This is a genomic window from Microbacterium bandirmense, assembly GCF_037204185.1.
Taxonomy (GTDB): domain Bacteria; phylum Actinomycetota; class Actinomycetes; order Actinomycetales; family Microbacteriaceae; genus Microbacterium; species Microbacterium bandirmense.
Map to the genome: position 1 here is coordinate 87,247 of NZ_JBBDGM010000006.1, position 20,865 is coordinate 108,111.

The following is a 20,865-nucleotide window of genomic DNA, read 5'->3' on the forward strand; positions in this document are numbered from 1 at the left end:
CGACATGCTTACAAGCATGGGACTTCAGCACGAGAAGGCTTTCGAGGAAGAGATCTGCGAGCACCTCGCCGCGAACGGGTGGATGTACGAACCCGAGAACACGCAGGGCTACGACAAGGCCCGCGCGCTCTTCCCCGAAGACGTCTTCGCGTGGATCCAGCAGACGCAGCCCGAGGAGTGGGCGAAGGTCGTGAAGCCCGGGGCATCCGGCGCCGAACAGGGCAAGGCAAAGGAACAGCTGCTCGACCGGCTCGTGAAGTCACTGGATCTGCCTCTCGATTCCGGCGGCGGCACGCTCAACGTGCTGCGGCGCGGGTTCAAGAAGACGCCCGCGAACATCCGGATGTGCGCGTTCAAGCCCGCCACATCACTGAACGCCAAGGCCCTGACCGACTACGAGGCCGTCCGCCTGCGCGTCGTGCGTCAGGTCTACTACTCCACGAAACATTCCGGTTCCATCGACCTGGTGCTGTTCGCGAACGGCATCCCTGTCGCGACTCTCGAGCTGAAGACCGACAACACGCAGTCGATCGCGGACGCCATCGCGCAGTACCGCCACGCCCGCGACCCCAAGGGCGAACCGTTGCTCGGCTTCGCCAATCGCGCGCTCGTGCACTTCGCCGTCTCGACCGACGAGGTTGCGATGACCACGAAGCTCGCGGGCAGCGCGACACACTTCCTGCCCTTCAACCTCGGCCGCGATCAGGGCGCCGGCAACCCGGTGAACCCGCATGGTGCTGCCACCTCGTATCTCTGGGAGCGAGTGCTGCGGCGCGACGCGTGGCTGAACATCCTGGGCCGCCTGCTGCACATCGAGAAGTCGTCATCGACCGACCCGATCACCGGGGCGATCACCCACAAAACCGCTCTGCTGTTCCCGCGGTTCCACCAGTGGGAGCTCGTCACCGACCTGCTGCAGACCGTCCGCGAAGAGGGACCAGGCAACCGGTACCTGGTGCAGCACTCGGCAGGCTCCGGCAAGACCAACTCGATCGCGTGGCTCGCCCACGGACTGTCGAACCTGCACGACGACACGAATCACAAGGTGTTCGACTCGGTGATCGTCATCACCGACCGCACCGTGCTCGATGACCAGCTGCAGAAGGCCATCAAGCAGATCGAGGGCGTCGACGGCACCGTCGCGACCATCAACGCCGACGAGGTGCGCAAGGCCGGAGAGTCCTCGAAGTCGGGCCTGCTCGCGCAGACGCTGCTCTCGGGCAAGCTCATCATCATCGTCACCCTGCAGACGTTCCCGTTCGCACTGAAGGCCATCCAGGACAACGCGGGGCTCGCGGGACGCAACTTCGCGATCATCGCCGATGAGGCGCACTCCTCGCAGACCGGCGAGGCCTCGAAGAAGCTGCGAGAGGTGCTCACCGCCGACGAGCAGGCTGCGCTCGACGACGGTGGCGAGGTGGATGCCGAAGCAGTGCTCGCCGCACAGATGACCGCCCGCGCAGACTCGCCGAACCTGTCGTTCTTCGCATTCACCGCGACACCCAAGCCGAAGACGCTCGAGCTGTTCGGACGCCCGGATGCCGAAGGCATCCCGATGGCCTTCCACGTCTACTCGATGCGTCAGGCCATCGAAGAGGGCTACATCCTCGACGTGTTGCGCAACTACACCACCTACTCCACCGCGTTCCAGCTCGCCGAGAAGACCAAGCGCCACCTGCAGATCGTCGACGAGGTCGATGAGTCCGAGGCCGTCAAGGGTCTGATGCGCTGGGTGTCGCTGCATCCGACCAACATCGCGCAGAAGGTGCAGATCATCGTCGAGCACTACCGCGCCAACGTGCGCCACCTGCTGGACGGGCATGCCAAGGCGATGGTCGTCACCGCATCGCGCGAGCACGCGATCCGCTACAAGGAGGCGATCGACGCCTATATCGCCTCGAAGAAGTACCCGCTGGCGACGCTCGTGGCCTTCTCGGGAACGATGACCGCTGAGCAGGTGCCCGGTGTCGCTTTCGCCGGCGTCGAGCCGCCGTTCTCCGAGGCCAACCTCAATGCCGGTCTGCGGGGGCGCAGCATCCCGACCGCCTTCGCCTCCGATGATTTCGATGTGCTCATCGTTGCGAACAAGTACCAGACCGGCTTCGATCAGCCGCTGCTGTGCGCGATGTACGTCGACAAGCGCCTTGACGGCGTGACGGCCGTGCAGACACTGTCCAGACTGAACCGCACCTACCCCGCCGGCGGCAAGGACACCACCTACATCCTCGACTTCGTCAACGATGCCGACGAGATCCTCGAGACGTTCCGCGATTACCATCGCACGGCCGAGCTCAGCGCCACGAGCGATCCAGATCAGGTGCATGACCTGCAGAACAAGCTCGACGGCGCCGGCATCTACACCGATCCCGAGGTCGAGGCCTTCGCGAACGCGTTCCTGGCCACATCGGCCCCGCCCAAGCATGGAGCGCACACGGCGCCGTTGAAGGCCGCAGCCACCCGATTCAACGAGCGGTACGCCGCGTCGCTGGCATCCGACGACAAGGCTGAGCAGGACGCCCTCGACCTGTTCCGCAAGGACGTCGGGACGTTCGTGCGGCTCTACGACTTCCTCTCGCAGATCTTCGACTACGCCGACACCGGTCTTGAGAAGCGGTCGCTGTTCCTGCGGCTGCTGCTGCCGCGGCTCACCGGTCGCGTCGCGAACGAGCAGATCGACTTCTCAGCCGTCGAGCTGACCCACATCAAGCAGACCCGCCACGGCGAGCACGCCCTCGATCTGGATGCCGGTACCGCCGAACCCATGCAGCCCGCCGGTGCGGGCGGCACCGGCACTGCCCGCGATCCGCGCTTCGCGCGACTGGCCGAGATTCTCGCCAGGATCAACGAGCTGTTCTCCGATGAGGACTTCAGCGACTCCGGCATTCAGAACTGGGCCGACGGCGTCGTCACCGTGCTGACCGAGAACCCGCAGCTGCGTACCCAGGCCGCCGCCAACTCGCTGACCCAGTTCATCGAGTCCCCCGATCTCAGCGACGCGGTGACGGATGCCGTGCTGAGCAATCAGCACACCAACAACCGCATCGTCGACTACGTGTTCAGCCGGCCCGAGATGCGAACCACCCTCGAGCGACTGCTCGGGCAGCTCGTGCACGAGAACGTCACCGCCGACCAGGAGACCGCCTGATCAGGGGTCGGGCGAGTCGGCCGGCGCCAGCACCCACAGCCCGGCCCGCCGCGCGGCGTCCGCCATCTTCTCGTCGTACGTGATGATCTCATCGACGCCGAGCGACAGCGCTGCGGCCAGGTGAAGGGCATCCTGCGAGCGCAAGGGCGTGATTCGCCTGCCCCATCCCCCAAAGGAATCGTCTCCCCGTTGTGCCGAGCATCCAACGGCAGCGCGCACCCCGGCGCTAGGGTGGAATCCGTGACGGAAAAGCCTGACCTCTCGACCACGGCCGCGAAGCTCGCGGACCTTCGCTCCCGCTTCAACGAAGCGGTCGTCGAGCCCGAGAAGCTCGCGCAGCAGAAGCAGCACGCCAAGGGCAAGATGACCGCCCGCGAGCGCATCGAGCTGCTGGTCGACACCGGCAGCTTCGTCGAGTTCGACGAGTACGTGCGCCACCGCACGACCTCGTTCGGCATGGACCGCAACCGCCCCTACGGCGACTCGGTCGTCACGGGCGTCGCCACGATCCACGGCCGCACCGTCGCCGTGTACTCGCAGGACTTCACCACCTTCGGTGGTTCGCTCGGCGAGGTCGCCGGAGACAAGATCATCAAGATCATGGAGTTCGCGCTCCAGGGCGGGATGCCGATCATCGGCATCCTCGACTCCGGCGGCGCCCGCATCCAGGAGGGCGTGCTGGCGCTGAGCAAGTACGGTGAGATCTTCCGGCACAACACTCGCTCCTCGGGTGTCATCCCGCAGATCTCGATCATCATGGGGCCGGCTGCCGGCGGCGCCGTCTACGGCCCCGCCCTCACCGACTTCGTCATCATGGTCGACAAGACCAGCCAGATGTTCGTCACCGGCCCCGACGTCATCAAGACCGTCACCGGCGAGGACGTCGGCATGGAGGAGCTCGGCGGGGCGTACACCCACAACACCCGCTCCGGCGTCGCGCACTACCTGGCCGAGGACGAGGACGACGCGCTCGACTACGCCCGCACGCTGCTGAGCTATCTGCCCGACAACAACATGGCAGAGGTGCCGTCGTACGACTCGGCGTTCGAGTTCGAGACGACGGATGCCGACCACGCGCTCAACACGATCATCCCCGACTCCCCCAACCAGCCGTACGACATCCACACCGTCATCGAGCACGTCGTCGACGAGGGCGAGTTCCTCGAGGTGCAGCCTCTGTTCGCCCCCAACATCGTGATCGGATTCGGCCGCGTCGAGGGTCGATCGGTGGGCATCATCGCAAACCAGCCGTCGCAGATGGCCGGCACGCTGAACATCGAGGCCGGCGAGAAGGCCAGCCGGTTCGTGCGCTTCTGCGATGCGTTCTCGATCCCCATCGTCACGCTCGTCGATGTGCCAGGCTATCTGCCCGGCACCGACCAGGAATGGACGGGCGTCATCCGCCGTGGCGCGAAGCTCATCTACGCCTACGCCGAGGCCACCGTGCCGCTCGTCACCGTCATCCTGCGCAAGGCGTACGGCGGCGCGTACATCGTGATGGGCTCCAAGCAGCTCGGCGCCGACGTCAACATCGCCTGGCCCACCGCCGAGATCGCGGTGATGGGCGGTCAGGGCGCCGTGAACATCCTGTACCGCAACGAGATCAAGAAGGCCGAGGAGAACGGCGAAGACGTCGCGGCGGTGCGCACGCGCCTCGCCAATGAGTACACCTACAGCGTGACCTCGCCGTTCCTCGCCGCTGAGCGCGGCGAGATCGATGGCGTCATCGAACCGGCCGCCACTCGCGTCACGATCGCCAAGGCGCTGCGCTCACTGCGCGGCAAACGCGCTGAGCTGCCGCCGAAGAAGCACGGGAACATCCCGCTGTGACCGACGAGCAGCCCACCGCGATCGAGATCGTTCGCGGCACCCCCACCGCCGAGGAGCTCGCAGCGCTCATCGCGGTGGTCAGCGACGCCCACGCGCGCGAGACGAGTGAAGCGGTCGCCGCAGTGCCGCACGTCTCGGCCTGGCAGCGCTCGGCCCGCGGCCTGCGCACACCGCTGCGCCGCGACATCCCGTGGGGCCGATATTCGGGCTGAAATGCCCGAGATGGCGTACTCCGACCTGAAATCGCCGAATTTGTCCCCCGAAATACCTACAGACAGACACGTTTCTACGCGCGAAACTATCAGAGACGCTTCGCGTTAGGCGGCTGCTCTGTCCCAGGGTAGACAGACGCAGTACGCCCCCAGCGGACAGTTTTCGGGTAGCTGTTCCGCGTCGGCGAGGGGCGGGCGGCTTCGCCGCCCCTCGCCCATCTCACTCCCCCGGAGTGGCCCCGGTCGGGGTCATTCCGCCGCGCGCCGGATCTCGTGCCACAGATCGACGGCATCATCGTCGTGCGCACCGCCGGCCGCTCGACCGACGACCGTCACCGCCACCCTGTCATCACGTCCCGCGCGGATGATCACCCGATTCGATCGTGCCCGCTCCAGCACCGCGGCGAGTTCATCGCGGATCTCCTCCGCGCGCACCTCGTCGAGTCCGTCCATCCCGCCCTCGTCGAATACGGTCACCGAGGTTCCGCGCCGCCGGGCATCCGAGATCGCCGAGCGCACCGCCTCGTTGAGCAGCGCCGCACCGCGCAGCTCGTCGCGCAGCGTCCCCTCGGCGAGACGCGCATCAAACCGCTCCTGCGCCGTGAGATCGCCGCGCGCGGCGACCGTGCGCGTGAGCACCGGACCGGCGACGGCGAGCGCGAGTTGAGCCCGCACGCGGCGCTCGCGCTGCCGCACCTCCTGCGTCGCGTTCCATGCCGACACCGCCTGCTGGATGTCGGCGAGGCGCTCGGTATCGCGCACAGCCCTGTCCCAGAACAGCACCAGCAGCTGGGCGACGACCACCCACGTGATCGAGCCCACCAGACCCAGCGTGAACGCCTCGCCGAGACCCATGTACAGCGATGCCGCGACGATCAGGGCGGCGAGCATCAGCCAGCCGCACAGCAGCCGGCGGCGCACGATGCACACCACCGCCAGCAGCCCGATCGCCCCGATGTACCAGGTGGCGAACGGCGCATCACGCTCGTGCCACGGCAGGGAGAGACTCACCAGGGACGGCACGGCCAGGCTTGTCACGAACGCGAGAACGGCCGGTCCCGACGGCATCCGCACACTGTGCGCTGCACCCGCCAGCACGGTCGTCAGTGCGGTCGCGAGGTACAGACCGATCGCGCTGACCATGAGCAGCGGCGCGGTGGGCTGCACGATCCACCAGATGCCTCGGGCGGCGAAATACAGCGCGAACCCGAGAGCCAGCGCGGTCACGATGCTGCGGACGGTCCGTCTCATGCCGGCTCCCAGCCGAGCTCCACGACCGTGCCGCCGGCATCCGTCCTGATATCGGAAGTGCCGGCGACCGCCGCCATCCTCGCCACGATCGAGGCGCGGATGCCGAGGCGATCCTCGCCGATGGCATCCGGATCGAAACCGGGCCCGGCGTCGACGACGGTCAGCGTCAGACGATCATCTGCGGCCGACTCGGCGATGACGTGCAGTCCGCGTCCTCCGGCGTGGTCAAGAGCATTGCCGATCGCCTGCCGGGCGGCGAGCACCATCGCCCGCGCCACACGACCGGGCAGCTCGGCGGCGACACCGCGCTCCTCCACCACGGCGTCCACGCCCTGCTCCGAGAGCGTCCGCCGCAGCTCGGCGACGATCTGCGCCCGGCTGATCGGCTCATCGTTGCCCTCCTGTGCGATCGAGGCCTCGGTGTTCGCCAGCCTCGTCAGCGCCTCGCGCGCCATCACGACGGCGAGGTCGTGTTCACGTTCGGACGTCGCCCGCTCCGCGGCGATCAGAGCAGCCAGCACGCTGTCGTGCATCAGCGCCGACATCGCCACCCGCTCCTCCTCAGCGGCGGATGCCGCCGCCGCAGCCGCGTACGTCGCCACGGCCTTGCCGCGGGCGTCATCGACACCGGCCGCAACCTGCCGGAACATCCAGCCGAGCGAGACGATCACCGCGCCGAGGATCAGGGTGAACGACACATCGAACGCGGTGGTGATCCAGAACTCCTGCGAGAAGCCGCCCTCGACGAGCCGCACATACCCGTACACGAACGGCAGCCCGAGCGCCCACATCAGCTGCAGACGCGGACGGAAGGCGAGCAGCGCTGCGACGACGGCGATGTTGACGAGGAAGAAGATCCACGGCTGGCTGGCCGGTTCGCGCGTCGTGCGGTCGACGATCACCGGCCACAGCACCAGTGCGACCACGTAGGCGACGGCGAACGAGCCGCAGGCCGGCCTGATCGCGCGAGCGCTGATGCACGCGACGATCATCCACAGCAGAGGACCGAACACCAGCAGCATCATGGCGACGCGCGGTGCGTCGACGACGCTGATGTTGGTCACGGCCGCCAGGAGCGCCTGTGCGCCGAGCGCGGCCGAGCCGATCGCCGCGACGATCGCGAGGATGCGCTCGATCCGGTTGCCGGTGAAGCGCTCGAGCCCGACCGCGACATCCCCGGGCGAGGGGATGTTCTGCCAGGCCTCGCGGATGCCGCGGCTGTCAGCCACCACTCGGCACCCCGTCAGGGGCGACGATGCCGTCCTCCATCGCCCGGCGCAGCAGATCGACCTTCGTCGGTGCGGGGCGCCCGACCTCGACGTACTTGACCCGGATGCGGGTGATGTTCTCCTTGGCGGTGGAGTAGGCCACCCCGAGGCGCTCGGCCACGGCCTTCAGCGGCAGGCCCGCGGCGTACAGCCTCAGCACCTCGCGCTCGCGCGCGGAGAGCTGCGCGTCTGCGAACTCCCGGTCGCCGTCGACGGCGCTGGCCCACTCGACGTTGTTCAGCGCGTCCCCGCGGGCCACGGTGCGGATCGCGTCGAGCACGTCGTCGAGCGCGGAGGACTTGCTGACGACGCCGGCGGCCCCGGCGACGAGCGCCTCGCGCACGGATGCCGGGCGGTCGGCGACGCTGTGGATGACGACACTCGCTCCGTCGGCGACGAGCGTCGCGACGTTCTCGGTGACGGTGGTGCCGTCGCCCAGCGTCAGATCGAGTACGACCACATCGACCGGCGGCGCTTCCGAGCCGTGGCGCCAGGCGAGGTACTCCTTGACGGTGCCGCCCGAGAAGACGATCTGCTGCTCCCCATCGCGCACACACGCGGCCTCGAGGCCGAGACGGACCGACTCGTGGTCGTCGATGAGGGCGACGGTACTCATCCCGCCAGCCTACTCAGTGCCCGACCCGTGTCCCGTCCGGTGCCGTAAGTCACCGGGTCAGAACGGCAACGGCCTCGAAATGATGAGAGTGCGGGAACAGGTCGAACGCCCGCAGGGATGACACGTCCCAGCCCAGACCGCGGAACGTGCCCAGGTCCCTGGCGAGTGCCACCGGATCGCAGGCGACGTAGACGACGGCCTCGGGATCGACCCCGTGGATCGACTCCACGACCGCGCGTCCTGCCCCCGCCCGCGGCGGGTCGAGCACCACGGCACCTGCCCGCGTGCCCTCGGGCAGGCCGGCCAGGAAGCGGTCGACACGCGCCGTCACGGCCTGCGCGTCGAGATCGGCGAGGTTCTCCGCGGCGTACTCGGTCGCCCGACGGTCGGATTCGACGGTGACGATGTCGGTCGCACCCTGCTCACCCAGCGTCGCGGCGAACAGGCCGACACCCCCGTAGAGGTCGAAGTGCGTGGCGTCCGGATCCACGCGTCCGGCGAGCGCGTCGGCGACGGCCGCGTGCAGGGTCTCCCCCGCTCGGGGATGCACCTGCCAGAAGCCGCCGGCATCGAGGCGGAACCGGCGTCCGGCCACGCGCTCGACGATCGTCTCCGACCGTCCGCGCCGCCCGCCCTCAGGGCGCGGCAGCACGTGCACGCGTTCATCGCCCGACTCGACGAGATCGACGCGGCCCGGCTTCTGCGCGCGCAGCGCGAACGCCGCCTGTTCGACGGCGGCCCGCGCCAGCGGCAGCGACGCCACATCGATCACCCGGTGGCTGCGTGCGGCGTATGGTCCGATGCGGCCCTCGGCATCGACGTGCAGCGAGATCCGGGTGCGCCAGCGCGTGCCGTCGCCGTCGTCCACCGACCGCACCTCGGGGGCGCTCAATCCCGCTCCGGCGAACTTGTCGAGTGCCTCCTGCAGCACGCGGCGCTTGAACACGCGCTGCTCGTCGAGGGCGATGTGCCCGAGGTCGGCACCGCCGACGCGATCCTCAGGAGCGCGGGAGACATCGGCCTCGGCCCACACGTGCGGGCGGCGGTGCGGCGAGGGATCGAGCACCTCGAGGGTCTCGGCTCGCCAGAAACTCCGCGTGTCGGCCCCTGAGCCCGACGCTTGTACTGAGCGAGCGTCAGCGAGACGAAGTGAAGGGTCGACGATGCGCGCCCGCACCCGCTCGCCGGGAATGGCGTCCGGCACGAACACGACGCGCCCCTCGTGGCGGGCGATGAAGGTGCCGCCGTGGGCGATGCCGGTGATGTCGAGGTCGAGGACGGGGGCCTGAGCGGTCATCGTTCCAGGATCCCACACCGGCTAGCGTGGGAGCATGCGCGTATGCCTGGCATCCACCTCCCCCGCCCGACTGATGCTGCTGCGTCAGGCCGGCATCGAGCCGCTGCTCATGGCCCCCGAGGTCGATGAGGACGCCGTCTCCGCCGCGGCGGAGGCCGAGCGCGGCGGCCCCCTGGCCGCTGACGAGCTCGTGCTGCTGCTGGGCAGGGCGAAGGCCGCCGACGTCGCCCGGCGCGTGCGCGCCGAGCATCCGCACTTCGACGGCATCGTCATCGGCGGCGACTCGATGTTCGCGATCGGGGGTCGCGTTCTCGGCAAGCCGCACACCGCGGAGGTCGCCAGGGAGCGCTGGCACGCCATGCGCGGCGCGACGGGAATCCTGCACTCCGGCCACTCGGTGTTCCGCGTGCGTCCCGGCCACGATCCGGTGGAGGCCGCGGACGTCGCCCAGGCGGCGGTCACCTTCGCGGAGGACGTGTCGGATGCTGAGATCGACGCCTACATCGCCACCGGCGAGCCGCTGCACGTCGCCGGCGCCTTCACCGTCGACAGCCTGGGCGGCGCGTTCATCACGCGGGTGGAGGGTGATCCCTCGACCGTGGTGGGGATGTCGCTGTCGACGATTCGCCGGCTGGCCGGCGAACTCGGCGTCGTGTGGACCGACCTGTGGACGCAGTCATAGCGAAACCGAGATTTCTTGTGGAGAGTCGTCAAAAGGAACGCGGCGTCACTCGCTAGGCTGAAACCCATGCCTGCTATCGCCAAGGTGCTCATCGCAAACCGCGGCGAGATCGCCGTACGCATCATCCGTGCCGCCCGGGACTCCGGGATCTCCTCCGTCGCCGTGTACGCCGACCAGGACCGTGACGCGATGCACGCGCGACTCGCCGACGAGGCTTACGCCCTCGACGGCGCCACGAGCGCCGACACCTACCTGCAGATCGACAAGATCCTCTCGGTCGCGCGCCGCTCCGGTGCGGATGCTGTGCATCCCGGCTACGGCTTCCTGGCCGAGAACGCCGAGTTCGCCCGCGCCGTCATCGCCGCGGGACTGACCTGGATCGGGCCGTCGCCCGAGGCGATCGAGTCGCTCGGCGACAAGGTCACCGCTCGCCACGTGGCCGAGAAGGTCGGCGCCCCGCTGGCCCCCGGCACCCCGGGACCGGTCGCCGGCGCCGACGAGGTCGTCGCCTTCGCCCAGCAGCACGGGCTGCCCATCGCGATCAAGGCCGCGTACGGCGGCGGCGGACGCGGACTCAAGGTTGCCCGTGAGCTCGACGAGGTCGCCGAGCTGTTCGAATCGGCGACCCGCGAGGCGGTCGCCGCGTTCGGACGCGGCGAGTGCTTCGTCGAGAAGTACCTCGACAAGCCGCGCCACGTCGAGACCCAGTGCCTGGCGGATGCCGAGGGAAACGTCGTGGTCATCTCGACCCGCGACTGCTCGCTGCAGCGCCGCCACCAGAAGCTCGTCGAGGAGGCGCCGGCGCCGTTCCTCACCGATGAGCAGAACGAGCAGCTCTACACCGCGTCGAAGGCGATCCTCAAGGAGGTCGGCTACGTCGGCGCCGGCACGTGCGAGTTCCTCATCGGCGCCGACGGTACGGTGTCGTTCCTCGAGGTGAACACCCGCCTGCAGGTCGAGCACCCCGTCTCCGAAGAGGTCACGGGCATCGACCTGGTGCGCGAGCAGTTCCGCATCGCGGCCGGCGGCACCATCGACTACGACGACCCGACTCCGCAGGGCCACTCGATCGAGTTCCGCATCAACGGCGAGGATCCCGGCCGCGGCTTCCTGCCCCAGCCCGGCCCGATCAACGTGTTCAAGACCTTCGGCGGTCCCGGTGTGCGCCTCGACTCCGGTGTCACCGCGGGCGACGCCGTCTCGGGTGCGTTCGACTCGCTGCTGGCGAAGATCATCGTGACCGGGCGCGACCGCTCCGAGGCGCTCGAGCGGGCCCGCCGCGCCCTCGACGAGTTCGAGGTGTCGGGTCTTCCCACCGTGCTGCCGTTCCACCGCCAGGTCGTGCGCGAGCCCGCGTTCGTCGCCGAGGACGGCGAGTTCGGCGTGTTCACCCGCTGGATCGAGACCGAGTTCGCAGGTGAGATCCCGGCGTGGGACGGCGAGCTCGACGACCCGACGCCGGCGCCCGGCCGGCACACGGTCGTCGTCGAGGTCGCCGGCAAGCGACTCGAGGTCAGCCTGCCCGACCGCGTCGCCGCCCCCGTCGCCGGGACCGCCGGCCGCCCCGCCGCGGTGCCACCGTCCCGCCGCAGCCATGCCACCACCGCCAACGCGGGTGCCTCGGGCGACGCCGTGAAGTCGCCCATGCAGGCGACCGTCGTCAAGGTCGCCGTCGAGGACGGCCAGCAGGTCGTCAAGGGCGACCTGGTGGTGGTGCTCGAGGCGATGAAGATGGAGCAGCCCCTGCAGGCGCACAAGGACGGCGTGATCGGCAACATCAACGCCGACGCGGGCAGCACGGTCTCGGCCGGGCATCAGCTGCTGACGATCAGCTGACGCGCACTGCACAGACCGGCGGCCCTGCACCCTCGAGGGTGTCGGGCCGCTCGGCTCGGCTGATGTCGACCGCGTCAGCTGATGTTGACGGCGTGCATCGCGCGGCTCGCGTCGGTGATGCTCGAGGTCAGTGACGGGTAGGCCGCGAACACGCGCGAGACCTGGTCGACGTTGAGTCGGCGCTCGACGGCCATCGCGAGCGGGTAGATGAGCTCGGATGCCCGCGGCGCCACGATCACCCCGCCGATCACGGTGCCGGATCCCCGTCGGGCGATGATCTTCACGAAGCCGTCCTTGATGCCCATCATCTTCGCGCGCGGGTTGGCCGCCAGCGGCAGCTTGTAGGCGATGCCCTCGGCCTCGCCGTTCTCGATGTCGCGCTCGGAGTAGCCGACGGTGGCGATCTCCGGTGCGGTGAAGATGTTGGCGGTGATCTTGCGGTGCTCCAGCGGGATCACGATGTCGCCCAGCGCGTGGAAGACGGCGGTGCGTCCCTGCATCGACGCGACGGATGCCAGCGGGAAGAAGTTCGTGCAGTCGCCGACGGCGTACACGTTGGGCACCGAGGTGCGCGCGACCCGGTTCACGCGCACGTGGCCGGACTCGTCGAGCTCGACGCCGGCCTCCTCGAGACCGATGCCTGCGGTGTTCGGGATGGATCCGACCGCCATCAGGCAGTGGCTCCCCTCGACCGTGCGTCCGTCCGAGAGCGTGACCATCACACCGTCCTCGGTGCGCTCGACCTTGTCGGCGCGCGACTTCGAGAGCACCTGCATGCCGCCGCGCTTGAACACCTTCTCGAGCACGTGGGCGGCGTCGACGTCCTCACCGGGCAGCACCTGGTCACGGCTGGAGACCAGCGTGACCCTGGCACCGAGGTTCATGTAGGCCGAGGCGAACTCCGCGCCCGTCACGCCCGAGCCGACCACGATGAGGTGCTCGGGCAGCGACTTCATGTCGTACAGCTGCGTCCAGGTGAGGATGCGCTCCCCGTCGGGCTTGGCCGAGTCGAGCTCGCGCGGCGATGCGCCCACCGACACGACGACGGTGTCGGCCTCGACGCGATCGAAGTCGGTGCCGCCGGGCCCGGTGGCGACCACGATCGCGTTCGGCCCCTCGAGTCGTCCGTGCCCGGACAGGATGCGCACTCCGGCCTCGAGCAGCGTGGCGCGCATGTCTTCGGACTGCTGCCCGGCCAGCGCCAGCAGCCGCTTGTTCACCGCGGCGAGGTTGATGGCGATCTCGGGCTTGAGCGGCTTGCCGTGGGCGCCCTTCGCATAGAACTGCACGCCCAGATCGGATGCCTCGGAGATGGCAACGGCGGCGTCGGCCGTCGCGATGAGGCTCTTCGACGGCACCACGTCGGTCAGCACGGCGGAACCGCCCACACCGACACGCTCGACGAGGGTCACCTCCGCACCGAGCTGCGCGGCGGCGAGTGCTGCCTCATAACCGCCGGGGCCGCCGCCGAGTACGGCGACGCTCTGCCTGTTCGCGAAGGAAGTCTGGGACATGCTCTCCATTCTTCCGCAATCCTGGCTCCGCAGCCGCCACCTTCCTAGAGTGGAGTCATGCCTGAAACCGCATTGCACCCCCTCGACGACCCGAACGCCGATCCGTTCGCCATCGCCACGCAGGCCGCTGCAGACATCGCGCGCCTCACCGGGGTCGACCACCACGACATCGCACTGACCCTCGGCTCGGGCTGGGGCAAGGCCGCCGAGCTCATCGGCGAGACCATCGCGACCATCCCCGCCACCGAGGTCACCGCCTTCTCCCGGCCGGCACTGGACGGCCACGTCGGCACGCTCCGCAGCATCCGCACCCCCGGCGGCAGGAACGTGCTCGTGATCGGCGCCCGCACCCACTACTACGAGGGACACGGCGTGCGCCGGGTCGCGCACAGCGTGCGCACCGCTGCCGCCACGGGGGCCAAGATCATGGTGCTCACCAACGGCGCCGGCGGCATCCGCGACACATGGAAGCCCGGGCAGCCCGTGCTGATCAGCGATCACATCAACCTCACGGCCGACTCGCCCCTGGAGGGCGCCACCTTCGTCGACCTCACCGATCTGTACGCGAAGCGCCTGCGCGACATCGCCCACACGATCGACCCGAACCTCGACGAGGGCGTGTACACGCAGTTCCGCGGACCGCACTACGAGACGCCCGCCGAGGTGCAGATGGCGAAGGCCATCGGCGGCCACATCGTCGGCATGTCCACCGCCCTCGAGGCCATCGCGGCCCGCGAGGCCGGCATGGAGATCCTCGGATTCTCGCTCATCACGAACCTCGCCGCCGGCATCCAGCAGACCCCGCTGAGCCACGCCGAGGTGATCGAGGCCGGCCGCGAGGCCGAGCCCGTGATCTCAGCCCTGCTCGCCCGAGTGATCGAGGCGCTGTGAACGACGCAGGCGCCGTGAACGAGAGGCGCACCGTGAACGACCGACTCGCCCAGGCCCGCGCCTGGCTGAGGCAGGATCCCGATGCCGAGACGCGCGATGAGCTCGCAGGCATCATCACGCGCGCGGCCGCCGGCGACGCGGCCGCCGCCGCCGATCTCGACGACCGGTTCGGCGCCCGCCTCGCCTTCGGCACCGCGGGTCTGCGGGGCGCACTGGGCCCCGGCAGCAACCGCATGAACCGCGTGCTGGTCGCCCAGGCGGCCGCGGGCTTCGCCGCGTACCTGCGGCAGCGCACCGCCGGAGCCCCGACCGTGGTGATCGGCTACGACGGGCGTCGCAACTCGCGCCGGTTCGCCCAGGACTCCGCGGAGCTGTTCGCCGGCGCGGGGCTGCGGGCGATCCTGCTGCCGCGGCTGCTGCCGACTCCGGTGCTCGCCTTCGCCGTGCGCCACCTCGGCGCGGATGCCGGCGTGATGGTCACCGCCAGCCACAACCCGCCCGACGACAACGGGTACAAGGTCTATCTGGGCGGAGCTGACGGCGGATCGCAGATCGTGGCGCCCGCCGACGCCGAGATCGCCGCGCACATCGCCCGCGTCGCCGAGCAGGGCGACGTCGGCCTGCTGCCCCGCTCTGAGGCGTACGAAACCGCAGGCGAGGAGGTCGTCGAGGCCTACATCGCCGCGACGGCGGGGCTGGCCCCCGCGCCGTTCGGCGTTCAGGAGATGCGCTGGGTCTACACCGCCATGCACGGCGTGGGCTGGCAGACGTTCTCGCGGGTGCTGAAGGCCGCCGGCTACCCGGCGCCCCGCGTCGTCGACGAGCAGAGCGATCCCGACCCGAGCTTCCGCACCGTCTCGTTCCCCAACCCCGAGGAGCCGGGCGCGATGGACCTCGCCTTCGCCCGTGCCCGCACGGCCGATGCCGAGTTCGTCCTCGCCAACGATCCCGACGCCGACCGGCTCGCGGTCGCGATCCCGGATGCCGGTGCCGACGGCGGCTGGCGGCGACTGACCGGCAACGAGGTGGGACTGCTGCTGGGCTGGCGCGCGGCACGGACCGCCGCCGAGGCGGGCGATGCATCCACGGCGTCGCTGGCCTGCTCGCTGGTCTCCTCCCCCGGCCTCGGTGCGATCGCCGAGCGGTACGGGCTCGCCTTCCACGAGACGCTCACCGGTTTCAAGTGGATCTCGCGCGCCCCCGACATGGTGTTCGGCTTCGAGGAGGCGCTGGGCTACCTCGTCAACCCCGGGACCGTGCGCGACAAGGACGGCATCTCGGCCGCCATGGCGATGCTGTCGCTGGCGGCAGAGGCCCGCGTGCGCGGGGCGACGATCGCCGACCTGCTCGATGAGCTGGGCGCCGAGATCGGGCACTTCGCCAGCGGCCAGGTCTCGATCCGGGTGGACGACCTCTCGGTGATCTCCGGCACCATGGCGTCGCTGCGTGCGCAGCATCCGACCGCCTTCGGCGCACGAGCCGTCGCGAGTGCGGAGGACCTCGCCGTCCCCGCCGACGACGCCGTGCCGACCGGTGACGTGCTGCGCTACCGGCTCGCCGACGGATCGCGGGTGATCGTGCGCCCCAGCGGCACCGAGCCGAAGCTCAAGGTGTACATCGATGCGCGCGCCGACTCGGCCGACGAGGCGTCGGCCGCGGTGACCGAGCTCGAGGCCGCAGCGCGGGAGCTGCTCGCGGAGCGACGATGAGCGTGCTGCGGAGGCGGGTCACGGTCGCCGTGCACAACGGCGTCCACGCGCGACCCGTCGCAGAGCTGGTGCGGCTGGCGGAGGCGCACGGCGCCGTCGTGATGCTCTCGACCAGCGGCGGCGACACAGTGGATCTCTCCAGCGTGCTCGCGGTGATGGATCTCGGCATCGCCTCCGGCGACGAGGTGACCCTCGAGGTCGACGACTCCCCTGAGGCTGCGACGCTGCTGGACAAGCTCTCGGCGGTGCTGGCGCCGGCCTAGCCGTCGATGACCGCGACCAGCTCGTCCAGGAAGGACTCGAAGTCCGCGGAGCGGCGCATGATGCGCTGCACGCTGTCACGCTCGCTGAACACCTCGACCAGCTGCTCGAACACGGTCTGGAAGGCGTCACGGTCGGTGTCGCTGAAGGCGGCGAGCGCGACGACCTGCACGCGTCCGCTCCCCCAGGCGACCGAGCCGTCGGCGATGCCGATCGCGATCGCCGTGCGCTGCGCGCTCATCTGCAGCGCGTGCGGCACCGCGAGTGCGTCGGTGAACGCCGTGGACGACATGCGCTCGCGCGCGATCGTGTTCTCGACGTAGTCCTCTCCGATGAGGCCGGCCGCCTTGAGCATCCCGCCGAGTCGCCGGATGATCTGCTCCTCGCCGATGTCCGGGAGCGGCACGAGGTAGGCGTCGGCGGAGAAGTAGCGCTGCAGCTCCGTGCGCAGCCGACGCAGGCGGCGGCCACGGCGGATCCTGGCGGCGGCCTGCTGCACGCGCTCGACATCCGCCTCGGCCAGGAACGGCTGGATGCGCACGACGCGGTCGTCGGCGCCGGCCAGCGGGATCGTGCTGAGCACCAGGTCGGTGTCGAGGTCGCGCCAGTCCGGGTCGACGCTCGTCTCGACGCGCACCACCTCGATGAGTCGCCCGAGCGACTGGTCGACGCTGGAGCGCAGCAGCTCCTGCAGCTCCTGGTAGCCGGGGCAGACGATGGTGGCGGTGAGGATGGCATCCGCCGCTCTGCTGCGCTCGAGGCGCCCGCCGACGTGCATGGCGATGTAGGCGATCTCGTCCTCCTGCAGCGGCACGCCGAGCCGGTCGTGCAGTCCGCTGGCGATCGACACGGCGACCTCGAAGATCATCGGATACGACGATTTCAGCGATCGGGTGAGGGGGTTGCGCGTCCACGCCTGCTCCTGCGAACGGTGCAGCAGGTTCTGCACGTGCAGCGTGAGGCGCAGCGCGAACGCGTCATCGACGAGGTCGACCTGGTAGTCGCGCGCGGCCTGCTCGATCTCGGCGCGCACCGCCCGCGCCACCTCGGGGTCGGTGCTGCGCGGCGCCCGCTCGCGCGCGCTGTCGCCGGGAGTGACGACCCTGGTGAGGACGAGGTTCGCCAGATGCTCCCGGTCGCCGTCGCCGAGCGTGACACCGAAATGCTGCTCGGCCAGCCGTGCGATCGCCTCGCCGACGGCCGCCACCGCGTCGTCATCCGCGGTCGAGCGGCCCTCCAGCGCCCGTCCGCCCGCGACCCGCTCTGCGGCGATGGTGATGTGCAGCAGCACGTCGCTGATCGCCAGTTCGTTCACGTAGTACCCGAGCGACCCGAGTTCGCCCACCAGCGCGGCCTTGAACGGCCCGATGGCCCCGGCCGGCACCGCCTCGGGCGCCAGGGCGCGCTGCAGCGCGTCGGCGCGCAGCGGACCGGCATCCATCTCATCCTGCGCGAGCCTGCTCAGCAGGCGCCGCAGCGCCTGCTCGTCGCCGCGCAGGCGCACCGCGTCGCGTTCGCGCTCGAGGCGCACCGCGGTGCCGTCCAGCAGCGCGCGCACGCGCATGAGGTCGTTCTCGAGCGTCGTCTCGCTCACCTGCAGGGTCAGCGCGCTGTCGTAGACGTCGATGCCGCCCGGATCATCGACCAGCGCGCGCAGCAGCCGATGCAGACGCGCGCGGGGCGTGTGCGCCTGTTCGCCGGTGCCGACCGCGTCGTGCGCATGTGCACCGGCGCGATACCCGGCCGAACCGGACTCGACCGCGTCGCCGTCGGCGACGCGCGCGTTGAGAGCGGCGACATAGGTGCGGATGCTGCGCGGCGTGACGCCCAGCTGGTCGGCCAGGCTCGCGGCCGTCGACCAGGCATCCTGACGCAGCAGGAGGGCGAGGAGCTGGTCCTGTCGCTGACGTGACATCCTCCGTCTTCCTCCCTGACGACGCGTGCGCCTCCATGATGCCAGCCCGAGCGACCGGGCGGGCGGAAGCCGATGTTCCGCAGGGGCGGAAAGAACGTTGCTGGAAGAACGCTGAACGCCCCGGGCACACTGATCGGAAGAGCGCAAGCGGAAAGGGATGTCGATGCGGATCCTCGTGGTGTGCGGCGCCGGAGCGTCGAGCACGTTCGTCGCCCAGCGCCTTGCGCGCGCGGCGAACGCGGCGGGCATGGCGTGGTCCACGGAGGCCGGCACGGAGCGGACTGCGCTGTCGGCGGTCGGCGTCGACATGGTGCTGATCGGGCCGCATCTGGCCGATCACGCGGAGGGCATCCGCTCGGCCCTGACCGGGCGCTCCCGCGTCGTCACCCTCCCCGACGACGCCTTCAGCGATCTCGACGGCAGCCGAACGCTGCGTCTCGTCCGCGACGCGATGGCCGCGCCGCACGACCGGAAGGAAGCACCATGACCGTCTCCAGAACCGTTCGGGTCGGCTCCTCGCACGGACTGCACGCCCGGCCGGCGAAGCTGTTCGCGCAGGCGGCGAAGGACGCCGGCATCCCGGTGACCATCGCGAAGGATGCCGGGAAGGCCGTCAACGCCGCCAGCATCCTCAGCGTCATCGCACTCGGCATCGACTTCGGCGACCACGTTGTGATCACCGCCGACGGCGAGAGCGCCGAGCAGGTGCTCGACACGCTCGTCGAGCTGCTCACCACCGACCACGATGAGGGCGCATGAGCGCCATGCGCGGTGTCGGCATCGGCCAGGGCGTGGCGACCGGACCGGTCGTGCGCATGGCCGAGGCGCTGCCCGCCCCGCAGGATCAGCCGAGCACGCTGAGTGCCGACGAGGAGCGCACCCGCGCCCGCGAGGCCGTCTCCGCCGTCGCCGCTGAGCTGCAGCAGCGCGCGGAAGCGGCCGGCGGTGCCGCGCAGGAGGTGCTCGAGGCGCAGGCGATGATCGCCGAGGATCCCAGCCTGCAGGACGAGATCGACTCCAGGCTCGGCGAAGGGGCCACCGCCGAGTGGGCCGTGCACGACGCGTTCGCCGGCTTCCGTGCGACCCTGGAAGCCGTCGGCGGCTACCTCGGCGAGCGCGCCGCCGACCTCGACGACATCGCGCAGCGCGTGCTGGCACGTCTGCAGGGAGTCGCCGCGCCCGGTGTGCCCGACCCCGGGCATCCGTTCGTGCTCGTCGCCCGCGACCTCGCCCCCGCTGACACGGCGCTGCTGAACCTCGAACAGGTGCTCGCGCTGATCACCACCGACGGCGGCCCGACCTCGCACACCGCGATCCTCGCCAGGGAGAAGGGCATCGTCGCCATCGTCGGCGCCGGGGACGCCTCAGCCCTCGCCGACGGTCAGACCGTCATCGTCGACGCCGCCGCGGGCACCGTCAACGACGCGCCGACGGCGGAGGAGATCGCCGCCGTGGCCGATCGACTCGCCGCACGCGCGGCCGAGGAGTCCGGCCCGCCCGCCCCCGGTGCCCTCTCGGACGGCACGCCGATCGGCCTGCTCGCGAACCTCGGCAAGCCCGCCGACGCCGCCGACGCGGTCTCGCGCGGCGCCGAAGGTGTCGGCCTGTTCCGCACCGAGTTCCTCTTCCTGTCGTCGGCACAGGCGCCGACGATCGAGCAGCAGCGCGCCTCGTACATCGAGCTGCTGCAGCCCTTCGAGGGCAAGAAGGTCGTGGTGCGCCTGCTGGATGCCGGAGCCGACAAGCCGCTGGCCTTCCTCAACGACGCACACGAGGAGAACCCCGCGCTGGGTCTGCGCGGCCTGCGCGCGCTGCGCGCCAGCGAAGACATCCTGCGCGAGCAGCTGACGGCGCTCGCCGAGGCGGATGCCGCGACGTCGGCCGATCTGTGGGTGATGGCCCCGATGGTCACCACCGTCGAGGAGACCGCGTACTTCACCGCCCTCGCGCACGAGTACGGGCTGCGCACCGCAGGCGTCATGGTCGAGGTGCCCGCGAGCGCGCTGCTCGCGGACCGGGTTCTGGCGCACGCCGACTTCGCCTCCATCGGCACGAACGACCTCACCCAGTACACGATGGCCGCCGACCGGCTGCTCGGCTCCGTCGCCTCGTTCCAGGACCCGTGGCACCCCGCCGTGCTGCGCCTGGTGCGCGAGGTCGGCGAAGCCGGCGCGCGCACCGGCAAGCCCGTCGGCATCTGCGGCGAAGCCGCCGCGGACCCCCTGCTGGCGGTCGTGCTCGTCGGGCTCGGCGCTACGAGCCTGTCGATGGCTCCCGCCGCCCTCGCCGACGTGCGCCGATCGCTGGCCGCGCACAGCTCCGACGACGCCCGGCGCCTGGCCGAGGCGGCCCTCGCCGCCGACGATGCCGCGGGCGCCCGAGAGGCGGCACGGGCCGCCTCTACCACGACCTGAATCCCCCTCCACCCGACACAGCAC

The 20,865-nt window shown here is 70.2% G+C and carries 18 protein-coding genes; 11 read left to right on the forward strand and 7 right to left on the reverse strand.

Going from position 1 to position 20,865, the window contains the following annotated elements; translation table 11 throughout:
* Positions 1–16: 16 nt before the first annotated feature.
* Positions 17–3,145 carry a type I restriction endonuclease subunit R gene (locus WDU99_RS08525; protein WP_337332026.1) on the forward strand — a complete coding sequence of 1,043 codons (3,129 nt, stop codon included), beginning with the start codon at positions 17–19 and terminating at the stop codon, positions 3,143–3,145.
* Here the strand turns inward: WDU99_RS08525 and WDU99_RS08530 are convergent, their stop codons facing one another.
* Positions 3,146–3,289: a hypothetical protein gene (locus WDU99_RS08530; RefSeq protein WP_337332027.1), complete on the reverse strand. Its 144-nt coding sequence runs from the start codon at positions 3,287–3,289 to the stop codon at positions 3,146–3,148. It lies immediately after the preceding gene.
* Between the two features lie 87 nt (positions 3,290–3,376).
* Between WDU99_RS08530 and WDU99_RS08535 the strand changes: the two genes are divergently transcribed.
* Positions 3,377–4,975 (forward strand): acyl-CoA carboxylase subunit beta, encoded by a 1,599-nt coding sequence (locus WDU99_RS08535; protein ID WP_337332028.1) that lies wholly within the window; start codon positions 3,377–3,379, stop codon positions 4,973–4,975.
* Positions 4,972–5,187 (forward strand): acyl-CoA carboxylase subunit epsilon, encoded by a 216-nt coding sequence (locus WDU99_RS08540; protein WP_337332029.1) that lies wholly within the window; start codon positions 4,972–4,974, stop codon positions 5,185–5,187. The genes WDU99_RS08535 and WDU99_RS08540 overlap by 4 nt, the downstream gene beginning before the upstream one ends.
* 249 nt (positions 5,188–5,436) lie before the next feature.
* Here WDU99_RS08540 and WDU99_RS08545 read toward each other — a convergent pair whose 3' ends face one another.
* Genes WDU99_RS08545 through WDU99_RS08560 form a run of 4 tightly spaced genes read right to left on the reverse strand, consistent with a single transcriptional unit; the run spans position 5,437 to position 9,619 of the window.
* Positions 5,437–6,438 (reverse strand): hypothetical protein, encoded by a 1,002-nt coding sequence (locus tag WDU99_RS08545; protein WP_337332030.1) that lies wholly within the window; start codon positions 6,436–6,438, stop codon positions 5,437–5,439.
* Complete coding sequence (locus WDU99_RS08550) at positions 6,435–7,667, reverse strand: sensor histidine kinase (RefSeq protein WP_337332031.1); 1,233 nt, start codon at positions 7,665–7,667, stop codon at positions 6,435–6,437. The genes WDU99_RS08545 and WDU99_RS08550 overlap by 4 nt, the downstream gene beginning before the upstream one ends.
* Complete coding sequence (locus tag WDU99_RS08555; RefSeq protein WP_337332032.1) at positions 7,660–8,322, reverse strand: response regulator transcription factor; 663 nt, start codon at positions 8,320–8,322, stop codon at positions 7,660–7,662. The genes WDU99_RS08550 and WDU99_RS08555 overlap by 8 nt, the downstream gene beginning before the upstream one ends.
* 49 nt (positions 8,323–8,371) lie before the next feature.
* On the reverse strand, positions 8,372–9,619 hold the full coding sequence (locus WDU99_RS08560) for a class I SAM-dependent RNA methyltransferase (RefSeq protein ID WP_337332033.1): 1,248 nt from the start codon (positions 9,617–9,619) through the stop codon (positions 8,372–8,374).
* A 34-nt stretch (positions 9,620–9,653) separates the two neighbouring features.
* On the opposite strand from WDU99_RS08560, the gene WDU99_RS08565 reads away from it, so the two are divergent.
* Together WDU99_RS08565 and WDU99_RS08570 are read left to right on the forward strand one after the other, a co-directional pair.
* On the forward strand, positions 9,654–10,301 hold the full coding sequence (locus WDU99_RS08565; protein ID WP_337332034.1) for a Maf family protein: 648 nt from the start codon (positions 9,654–9,656) through the stop codon (positions 10,299–10,301).
* 66 nt (positions 10,302–10,367) lie between these two features.
* Entirely contained in the window at positions 10,368–12,137 is a 1,770-nt protein-coding gene (locus tag WDU99_RS08570; RefSeq protein WP_337332035.1) for an acetyl/propionyl/methylcrotonyl-CoA carboxylase subunit alpha, read from the forward strand.
* 74 nt (positions 12,138–12,211) lie between these two features.
* On the opposite strand, the gene WDU99_RS08575 is transcribed toward WDU99_RS08570, so the two are convergent.
* Positions 12,212–13,660 carry an NAD(P)H-quinone dehydrogenase gene (locus WDU99_RS08575; RefSeq protein WP_337332036.1) on the reverse strand — a complete coding sequence of 483 codons (1,449 nt, stop codon included), beginning with the start codon at positions 13,658–13,660 and terminating at the stop codon, positions 12,212–12,214.
* 48 nt (positions 13,661–13,708) lie between these two features.
* On the opposite strand from WDU99_RS08575, the gene WDU99_RS08580 reads away from it, so the two are divergent.
* From WDU99_RS08580 to WDU99_RS08590, 3 genes are read left to right on the forward strand one after another with little or no spacing between them, the layout of a single operon-like run.
* Complete coding sequence (locus WDU99_RS08580) at positions 13,709–14,542, forward strand: purine-nucleoside phosphorylase (protein WP_337332037.1); 834 nt, start codon at positions 13,709–13,711, stop codon at positions 14,540–14,542.
* Positions 14,543–14,574: 32 nt separating this feature from the next.
* Entirely contained in the window at positions 14,575–16,251 is a 1,677-nt protein-coding gene (locus WDU99_RS08585) for a phospho-sugar mutase (RefSeq protein WP_337332038.1), read from the forward strand.
* On the forward strand, positions 16,248–16,514 hold the full coding sequence (locus WDU99_RS08590) for an HPr family phosphocarrier protein (protein ID WP_337332039.1): 267 nt from the start codon (positions 16,248–16,250) through the stop codon (positions 16,512–16,514). The genes WDU99_RS08585 and WDU99_RS08590 overlap by 4 nt, the downstream gene beginning before the upstream one ends.
* Here the strand turns inward: WDU99_RS08590 and WDU99_RS08595 are convergent.
* Complete coding sequence (locus WDU99_RS08595) at positions 16,511–18,427, reverse strand: BglG family transcription antiterminator (RefSeq protein WP_337332040.1); 1,917 nt, start codon at positions 18,425–18,427, stop codon at positions 16,511–16,513. The two genes, WDU99_RS08590 and WDU99_RS08595, sit on opposite strands and share 4 nt — an antisense overlap.
* Before the next feature lie 157 nt (positions 18,428–18,584).
* On the opposite strand from WDU99_RS08595, the gene WDU99_RS08600 reads away from it, so the two are divergent.
* The 3 genes from WDU99_RS08600 to ptsP are packed head-to-tail and all read left to right on the forward strand — an operon-like array spanning position 18,585 to position 20,841.
* Entirely contained in the window at positions 18,585–18,914 is a 330-nt protein-coding gene (locus WDU99_RS08600; protein WP_337332041.1) for a hypothetical protein, read from the forward strand.
* Positions 18,911–19,186: an HPr family phosphocarrier protein gene (locus WDU99_RS08605; RefSeq protein ID WP_337332042.1), complete on the forward strand. Its 276-nt coding sequence runs from the start codon at positions 18,911–18,913 to the stop codon at positions 19,184–19,186. Before WDU99_RS08600 ends, WDU99_RS08605 begins: the two co-directional genes overlap by 4 nt.
* Positions 19,183–20,841 carry a phosphoenolpyruvate--protein phosphotransferase gene (gene ptsP, locus WDU99_RS08610; RefSeq protein WP_337332043.1) on the forward strand — a complete coding sequence of 553 codons (1,659 nt, stop codon included), beginning with the start codon at positions 19,183–19,185 and terminating at the stop codon, positions 20,839–20,841. The genes WDU99_RS08605 and ptsP overlap by 4 nt, the downstream gene beginning before the upstream one ends.
* The last annotated feature ends 24 nt before the right edge of the window (positions 20,842–20,865 follow it).